Source organism: Microbacterium sp. (assembly GCF_031178525.1).
GTDB lineage: Bacteria > Actinomycetota > Actinomycetes > Actinomycetales > Microbacteriaceae > Microbacterium.
Map to the genome: position 1 here is coordinate 1 of NZ_JAPSJA010000112.1, position 8,392 is coordinate 8,392.

At 72.2% G+C, this 8,392-nt stretch carries 5 protein-coding genes; 1 reads left to right on the top strand and 4 read right to left on the bottom strand.

Annotation, left to right across the window (positions count from 1 at the left end):
- Together RIF89_RS08595 and RIF89_RS08600 are read right to left on the bottom strand one after the other, a co-directional pair.
- Window positions 1–744, bottom strand: a 744-nt coding sequence (locus RIF89_RS08595; protein ID WP_309068707.1) for a D-alanyl-D-alanine carboxypeptidase family protein, incomplete at its 3' end; no start/stop codon positions are given.
- A gap of 87 nt (window positions 745–831) precedes the next feature.
- Complete coding sequence (locus RIF89_RS08600; RefSeq protein WP_309068708.1) at window positions 832–1,755, bottom strand: aldose 1-epimerase family protein; 924 nt, start codon at window positions 1,753–1,755, stop codon at window positions 832–834.
- Window positions 1,756–1,837: 82 nt separating this feature from the next.
- Here RIF89_RS08600 and RIF89_RS08605 point away from each other — a divergent pair, with 82 nt between their 5' ends.
- Window positions 1,838–3,088: a cytochrome P450 gene (locus RIF89_RS08605; RefSeq protein ID WP_309068709.1), complete on the top strand. Its 1,251-nt coding sequence runs from the start codon at window positions 1,838–1,840 to the stop codon at window positions 3,086–3,088.
- Window positions 3,089–3,139: 51 nt separating this feature from the next.
- On the opposite strand, the gene RIF89_RS08610 is transcribed toward RIF89_RS08605, so the two are convergent.
- Both RIF89_RS08610 and RIF89_RS08615 read right to left on the bottom strand, forming a co-directional pair.
- Entirely contained in the window at window positions 3,140–5,182 is a 2,043-nt protein-coding gene (locus tag RIF89_RS08610) for a DEAD/DEAH box helicase (protein WP_309068710.1), read from the bottom strand.
- Window positions 5,183–5,335: 153 nt separating this feature from the next.
- Window positions 5,336–8,392 (bottom strand): efflux RND transporter permease subunit (locus RIF89_RS08615; protein WP_309068711.1); only part of this gene is annotated, 3,057 nt, incomplete at its 5' end.

Below are 8,392 nucleotides of genomic sequence, written 5' to 3' on the forward strand. Positions count from 1 at the left end.
CTGGGCGGTCCCGCCCAGCTCGTAGATCGTGCCGCAGCCGGCGGCACCGCACGCGACCACGTCGGCCGCGAGCCCGAGCTGATGCTCGCTGAATCCCGGCCGCGCCGACAGCGCGTCGGCCTCCTGCCGGCCGCGCGCACCCACCTGCGAGTCGTACGTGCTCACCTGCGTGTCGTAGGACCGATAGCCGCTGAAGAGCGACAGGGTGCCGGCGCCGTCGGCGGCGGCCGCGGCGACGAGCTGCTCGAAGGAGTTCACGACGTCGGCGCGCAGGCTGACGTCGGCCACGTGAGACGGCGGCACCCGCAGGTCGGCCGGCGCATAGTGGATGGGATCGAGCGGGCGCTGCTTGTTGACGACGACCCACGGCAGCGCCGGATCGTCGAGTGGGACGCACGGCGCATCTCCGGCGAGGATCGCCGCGTGCATCGCCTCCGCTCCGCCGAACGCCTCCATGAGCGCCGCCGGGTCCTTCGCGCGCAGCGCCGCGTCGGCGGCGCACCCCTCCGGCGGATCCGCCGCCTCGACCTGATCGATGATCGGCACGGGGATGAGCGCGGCGGATGCCGCGGGCCCGCCCTCGCGCACGACGGCGGCGGCCTCGCCCCGATCGACGAGCTGCGAGATGAGCGAAACCTCGGCCACGAGCATGGTGGCTGCCGCGAGCGCGATCACGACCGTCCGCCGAGCGCGGCGCAGAAACGCCGCCCGGCGGCGGGCGGAGACCCGCTGGGCGTAGCTCATGGGTTCCATTGTCCCTCCGGCACCTGATCGTGTCGCGGGGGACCGCTGCCCCGGCGCGCCGTCCGCGCCACCCGGGTCCGGGGGGGATCAGGCCGAGAACTGCACGCCCCAGCGGGCCGTCCAGCTCTCGCCCGGCGCGAGGCGACGCACGTCCTGCCCCGAGTTGAACGCGTCGGCCGGTGCGGTCATCGGCTCGATCGCGATCGCCATCGGGTGGCCGGGGTAGATGTCGGTGTTGAACGCCTGGATGTAGCCCCAGTTCTCGTCCTGCCACATCGCGACGCGTCGACCGTCCGGCGCCGTGAGCGTGGTCCGCGCGCGTCCGTCGGAATCGCGCGCGAGCGATCCGAATCCCGTGTCGAGCTCCAGATCGCCGACGCGGGCACCGCCGCGCAGGTCGAAGACGCCGGACACCGGCACCTCGGCCGTCGGCAGCAGGCGATCGTCGACCTCGAACACGGTGGCGGCCGGAAGCGTGAGGGTCAGGTCGGCCGTCGGGACGCCTCCGATGCAGAAGAAGGGGTGCGTGCCGAGCGCGACGGGCGCGTCGCCGTCGCCCACGTTCACGATCTCGTGCGTCACCTCGACGCCGTCGTCGGTGAGCGCATAGGTCACGCTCGTGCGCAGCGTGTACGGATATCCGTGCTGCGGGAAGACCATGGCGCGCAGCGTCGCGACCTCGTCACGCGTCTCGATGATCTCGTAGGGCGTGTTGCGGAGCAGACCGTGGATCGCATTGCTGCGGTCCGGCTCGGTGAGGTCGAGCTGGCGGGTCTTGCCGCCGTCGTCCCAGCGGCCGTCGCGGATCCGATTCGGCCACGGCGCGAGCACGATGCCGCTGCCGAAGGGGGCGGGCGCGCCCTCCGGGTAGCGCGCCACAATGTCGACGCCGCCGACCGACAGCCCCCGCAGCGCCGCACCGACCTGGGCGATGTGCGCCGTGACCGGGCCTCCGGAGCCGTCACGACGGAGCTGAGTCTGGGCGCCGGTGGGATCGATACGCGCGTTCATCCTCCGAGCCTACTCAGCCCGTCGGGGCGGGATCGTTGTCAAGCGGGTCCCGCCGGGAACGCGAGCATGATGACCTGGCCGGATGAGCCATCCGAGTGAGCCCGCATCTCGTCCGTCGCCCGGCATCCCCACCCTGCCGGGATGGGACACCACCTGGCGCCTGGCGCGCGACGGCTACGCGTACGGCATCCGCGGGTACCGCCAGGTCGGGACGGACGCATTCCGCACGCGCCTGACGGGGCGTGCGGTCGTGGTGGCGCGCGGCGCCGAGGCCGCGCACGTGTTCGGCCGGCCGGACGCCTTCACGCGACGAGGTGCGATCCCGCGGTCTGTCGTGCACCTGCTGCAGGACGAGGGAAGCGTGCAGCAGCTGGACGGGCAGCGCCACGCCTCCCGCAAGCGGATCATGCTCGACCTCGCGCAGGAGGAGCGCACCGGGCTCGTCGACGCGTTCCGTGCCGCCTGGCCCCAGGTCGCAGGCGAGTACGCGCACCGTGCCGTTCCCGTGCGGGAGGCCGCGTCGCTCGCCCTCACGCGGGCGGCGCTGGCCTGGGCGGGGATCGCGGTGGATCCCGCCCGGGAGCGCGCTCTCAGCGGCGACTTCGACGCGATGGTGTCGCGCGCGGGCGCCGTCGGCCCGCTGAACTGGGCGGCGCGCGTCAGGCGGCGCCGCACCGAGGCATGGGCGACGGAGGTCATGCGCACCCTGCGGGCGACCGGCGACCGCACGACCGTCGCGGGCCGACTCGCGCACCACGAGGATCAGGGCAGGCGCCTCGACGACGGTACGGCCGCGGTCGAGCTGCTGAACCTGCTGCGCCCGACCGTCGCGGTCGCCCGGTTCATCGCATTCGCCGTGCACGCGCTGCGCACCCATCCGGACTGGGCCTCGCAGATCGGCGGCGGAGAGCCCGCGGCGACACGATGGGCGGCCGACGAGATCCGCCGCTTCTATCCGTTCTTGCCGATGGTGGGCGGCATCGCGAGCGAGCCGTTCGAGCTGCACGGCGAGGGGCTCGATGCCGGGCAGTGGATGATGCTCGACCTGTACGGCACCGATCACTCCCCCGAGCTGTGGGAGCGTCCCGACGTGTTCAACCCGGGCCGCTTCGCGAGCGCGTCACCGCTCACGGTCGTCGCTCAGGGCGTGGGAGGCCACCTCGCCGCCCACCGCTGCCCAGGAGAGCTCGCGACGACCGACCTGCTCGTCGCCGCGCTCGAGCTGCTCACGCGAGGCCCCGCGTACACGGTTCCCGAGCAGGATCTCCGGATCAGCCTGCGCCGCCTCCCCGCCGAACCGGAGGACGGGATGATCGTCGTCTTCGGCGCCTGAGACGACGGATGCCGCCCTCGGCAAGCGAGGACGGCATCCGGTCGGCCGGTGTCAGGCGGTGAGCTCGGCCAGGGTCGGGCCGCCGGTCAGCTCGTCGAGCAGATCGTCACCCGGACGCACCTCGTCGAAGGGCGCCTCGATCTCCGCGCGCTCCAGCATCTCGGTCATGCGGCGACGGCGCTGACGCGGGATGAGCGTCACGACGCGACCCGTGCGACCCGCGCGGCCCGTGCGACCGGCGCGGTGCAGGTAGGTCTTGTACTCGTCCGGCGCGTCCGCCTGGATCACGAGGTCGACATCGTCGACGTGAATGCCGCGGGCCGCGACGTCGGTTGCGACGAGCACCCGCGCGCGCCCCTTCGAGAAGCGGTCGATGTTGCGCGTCCGCTTCGCCTGGTTCAGATCGCCGTGCAGCGCGATCGCGTCGATGCCGGCGCCGTCGAACTGCTCGGCGAGCATCTCGGCGTACGCACGCGTGCGGGTGAAGACGAGCGTCTTGCCCTCGCGGTCGACGAGCGAGTCGAGGATCTCGGGCTTCGCGCGGTGCTCGACGACCAGCACCCGGTGCTCGATCGTGCCGGTGTCCTGCGTCTCGCCGGCGACCTCGTACACCTGCGGGTCGACGAGGAACTCGTCGACGAGCGCCGCGACCTCGCGGTCGAGCGTCGCGGAGAAGAGCAGCTTCTGGCCGCCCTCGGCCGTGTGGCGCAGGATCTCCTGCACGGGCTCGAGGAAGCCGAGCTCGCACATGTGGTCGGCCTCGTCGAGCACCGACACCTGGATCTGCGACAGGTCGAGCTTGCCCTGGCGCTGCAGGTCGCCGATGCGGCCGGGGGTGCCGATCACGATGTCGACGCCCTTCTTCAGCGCGCCCACCTGACGCCCCTGGGGCACGCCGCCGTAGACCTGCGTGGTGAACAGGCCGACGCTGCGGGCGATCGCCTGCACCGTGCGGTCGATCTGCAGCGCGAGCTCGCGCGTGGGCGCCATGATGAGCGCGACCGGGGCGCGGCCGAACTCGCGCTTCGTGCCGGCCTTCGCGCGCAGGATCCGCTCGACGAGCGGAGCGCCGAACGCGATGGTCTTGCCCGAGCCGGTGCGGCCTCGGGCCAGGACGTCGCGGCCATCGAGGATGGCGGGCGCGGTGGAGGCCTGGATCGGGAACGGCTTCTCTGCGCCGAGCGCGGCGAGGGCACGCACGATGTTGTCGCCGAGACCGAGGTCGGCGAACGTCACCTCGGCCACCTGGTCGGCCTGCACGGCCTGCGCCTCGAGGCGCTCGTGCACGACGTCGATGCGATCCTCGTGCGCCTGCGAACGGACGGGGCGCTCGTCGCGGCGCTCGGCCCACTTGCGCTCGCCGTCGCTCTGGAAGCGCGGACGCTCGTCGCGCGCCGGACGCTCGTCGCGGCTCGAACGCTCATCGCGGCTGAAACGGGGACGGTCCTCGCGCTCGAAGCGCGGGCGGTCGGTGCGGTCGAACGAGCGGCGCTCTCCATCCCGGGCGGTGCGGTCGAACGAGCGGCGCTCGCCATCCCGGGCCGGACGGTCGAAGCGGCGCTCGCCGTCGCGAGCCGGGCGGTCGAACGAGCGGCGCTCTCCGTCACGAGCCGGGCGGTCGAACGAGCGGCGCTCGCCATCCCGGGCCGGACGGTCATCGCGGCGGAAGCGCGAGCTGTCGTCGCGCTCGAAGCGCGGACGGTCCGGGCGCTCGAAGCGGGGGCGCTCGGTGCGGTCGAACGAGCGGCGCTCGCCGTCGCGGGCGGGGCGGTCGAACGAGCGGCGCTCGCCGTCGCGCGACTCCCAGCTGCGCGCGGGACGGTCGCTACGCTCGGTGGAGGGGCGCTCGGCGCGGAGGCGATCGGTCCGCTCGAAGCGGCGCTCGCCGGCGCGGGCCGGGCGCGCGTCGCGCTCGAAACGGGGACGATCGGCGCGGTCGGGACGACCGGCACCATCGTCGCGGCGCGCACCGCGCGAGCCGTCGTTGCCGCGGCTGTCGAGACCGCGGAACGGGCCGCCGGTCTTCTTCTTGGCGTAGCGCGGATCGAAGTTCTGGGCGGGGCGACCGCCTGCGGGCTTCTTGTTCTTGGGCATGCGAAAGTAACGCACCTTCCATAGGTGTCATGCGGCCTGTCAGGACCACACACACCCGCGCATACAACGCGGCATCCCAAGCCGACCCTTCAGGATAGCAAGCCCGCCTGGGAAACCGCCCGCGCTCCGGAGAGCGCGAGCGGTCTGGGGTGCTCAGGCGTCCCGGTTGTCCCGGCGTCGCAGCGGCGCCTGGACGTTCGAGGCCGCGGGCAGCGAGCCTCCCGACTCGGCGGGGCGCGTGGTGGCGGGGCCCGTCGCGACGGGCGCCGCGGGCGCAACGACCGATCGCCGCTCGCCCGGCTCATCCCGCGCCGCGCCCGCATCCTCGCCCGGCCGCGTGCCGCCGTCCGCCGCGCGGCGCCGGGCGTTCCTGCGCTCGCGGGCACCCTCGACGAGGTTGTAGAGCGTCGGGAGGACGATCAGCGTCAGCACGGTCGACGACAGCAGACCGCCGATCACGACGATCGCGAGCGGCTGCGAGATGAAGCCGCTGTGCCCCGTGATGCCGAGCGCCATGGGGGTGAGCGCGAAGATCGTCGCGAGCGCCGTCATCAGGATCGGACGGAGACGGTTCGAGGCACCCGCAATCGTCGACTCGCGAACGGTCAGCCCCTTCTCGCGGTACTGGTTCACGAGGTCCACGAGCACGATCGCGTTCGTCACGACGATGCCGATCAGCATCAGCACGCCGATCAGCGAGGCGACGCCCAGCGGCACACCGGTTGCGATCTGCAGCAGGATGGCGCCGGTCGCCGCGAACGGCACCGACACGAGCAGCAGCAGCGGCTGACGCAGCGACTTGAACGTCGCGACCATGATCACGTACACGATCAGGATGGCGGCGAGCATCGCGAGTCCGAGCTGCGAGAACGACTCGGCCTGGTCCTCCGCGACGCCGCCCACCTCGGCATCGGCACCGTCGGGCAGGTCGACGTCGGCAAGCGCGGCGTCGACCGCCGCGGTGGCCTCCGCGAGGTTGTCGCCCACGGGCGGGACCGTGATCGTCGCGGTGCGGCGCCCCTGCTGGGTCGTGATCGACGTCGGGCTGTCGGCCATCTCGACGCTCGCGACCTGTTCGAGGCGCACGGGCCCGGCCGCGGTCGGGATGACCAGGTCGCGCAGCTCCTCGATCGTGGCAGGCGGCTCCTCGGTCGCGATGTAGACGGTGAGCGCCGTGCCGTCGATCTCGATCGATCCGGCCTGCTGCGGGCGCATGGCGCCCGACACGATGCCGCCGACCGCGACCTCGGAGAGCCCGCGCGCCGCGGCCTGCTCCCTGTCGACTTCGACCGCGATGTAGGGCAGCGACGCGGCGAGGTCATCGCTCACCTGGCCGATCCCGTCACGACCGTCCAGCGCGGCGACGATGTCCTCGGTGGCCTGCTGCAGCTCGTCCGGACCCGGCGCGGTGACGGTGACCTCGATGTCGGTCGACCCGAACCCGGCGGCCGCGTTCACCGACAGCTCGCCGACGTCCTCGAGGCCGTCCACGGCGTCCTGCACGTCGGTGCGCAGCGCCTCCTGATCGGCGTCCTCGTCGGTCACGATCGAGTAGGTCACGCTGCCGCCGCCCGAGAAGGCGTCGCGCAGCGGCGATCCGCTCGATCCGATCGAGGCCTGCACGGTCTCGATGCCCTCGATGCCCTCGAGCGCCTCCTCCACGCGCTGCGCGGCCGCGTCGGCGGTGTCGAGGCTCGCTGTCGGCTCGAGCTCCTGCGAGATGGTGAGGGTGTTCTGGCCGGAGTCGCCCAGGAAGTTCACCTTCATGAGCGGTGCCGCCGCGACCGTGCCGCCCAGCACGAGCACGGCGAGCAGCAGCGTGATCCCGCTGTGCGTGAGCGTCCAGCGCAGGATCGGCAGATACGCCCGCTGCAGGCGCGACGGCGGTGCATCCGGCGACTCCGGGTCGATGCGGTTCCCGTTCGCGTCGAGCAGCGGCTTGCCGGGGCGGAGGAACCAGTAGGCGAGCACGGGCACGATCGTGAGCGCCACGAGCAGCGACGCGGTCATGGCGATCGTCACGGTCATGGCGAACGGCCGGAAGAGCTCGCCCACCATGTCGCCCACGAACACGATCGGCAGGAACACCGCGACGGTCGTGAGCGTCGACGCCGTGATCGCCATCGCGACCTCGCGCACCGCGAGGCGGATGGCGTCCCCCTTGTCGGCGCCCTCGACGTAGTGACGCTTGATGTTCTCGATCACGACGATCGAGTCGTCCACCACGCGACCGATCGCGATCGTGAGGGCGCCCAGCGTGAGCATGTTGAGCGAGTAGCCGAACGCCTGCAGCCCGATGAAGGTGATCAGCACGCTGGTCGGGATCGAGATCGCGGTGACGAGCGTGGAGCGGATGGACAGCAGGAACACCAGGATGACCACGACAGCGAACACGAGTCCGAGCAGGCCCTCGGTCGCGAGCGTCTCGATCGACTGCGTGATGAACGGCGCCTGGTCGAACACGACCGTGAACTGCGCGTCGGGGAACGTCTCCTCGAGCTGCGGCAGCACGCCCAGCACGCCGTCGGAGACCTCGACCGTGTTTGCCGCGGGGAGCTTGGTGACCGCGATCGACAGGGCGTCCTCGCCGTTCACGCGGGAGATCGAGGAGACCGGATCCGTCGTCAGGACGACATCGGCGACGTCGGAGATCGTCGCGACCTCGCCAGGCTGCCCGCCCTGTGCACCGAGCAGGGGCAGGGCGGCGATGTCATCGGCCGAGGTGAGCTTGATGCCCGTCTGCACCGTGAAGGTCGAGCCGTCCTCCGTGATCTCACCGCCGGGGAACAGGACGCCGTTCTGATCGAGCGCGTCGCTGATCGCCTGCTGCGAGAGGCCGCGCGCGGCGAGCGCCGCCTGATCCGGCGTGATCGTGATCCGCTGGCCGATGCCGCCCACGATCGACGCGGATCCGACCCCGTCGACGTCCTCGATATCCGGGATGGCCGTGGCTTCGAGGTCCGCCTGCGCGGTCTCGACGTCGTCGAAGCCCGTGACGGCGATCTGGATGACCGGCAGGTCGTCGATGCTGACCGACAGCACCTGGGGATCGACGTCCTCGGGCAGCTGGCCGGAGATGCGGCTGATGGCCTGCTGCATCTTCTGCTCGGCCGTGGCGAGATCGGTGCCGTAGGCGAACGACGCCTGCACGATCGACGAGTTCGTCGTGCTCGTCGCACTCGTGCCGTCGAGGCCGGCGACGCCCTGGAT

Excerpts from the sequence above, each read along its gene's own strand:
- RIF89_RS08600 (WP_309068708.1), bottom strand. The coding sequence starts at position 1,755 with ATGAACGCGCGTATCGATCCCACCGGCGCCCAGACTCAGCTCCGTCGT.
- RIF89_RS08605 (WP_309068709.1), top strand. The coding sequence starts at position 1,838 with ATGAGCCATCCGAGTGAGCCCGCATCTCGTCCGTCGCCCGGCATCCCC.
- RIF89_RS08610 (WP_309068710.1), bottom strand. The coding sequence starts at position 5,182 with ATGCCCAAGAACAAGAAGCCCGCAGGCGGTCGCCCCGCCCAGAACTTC.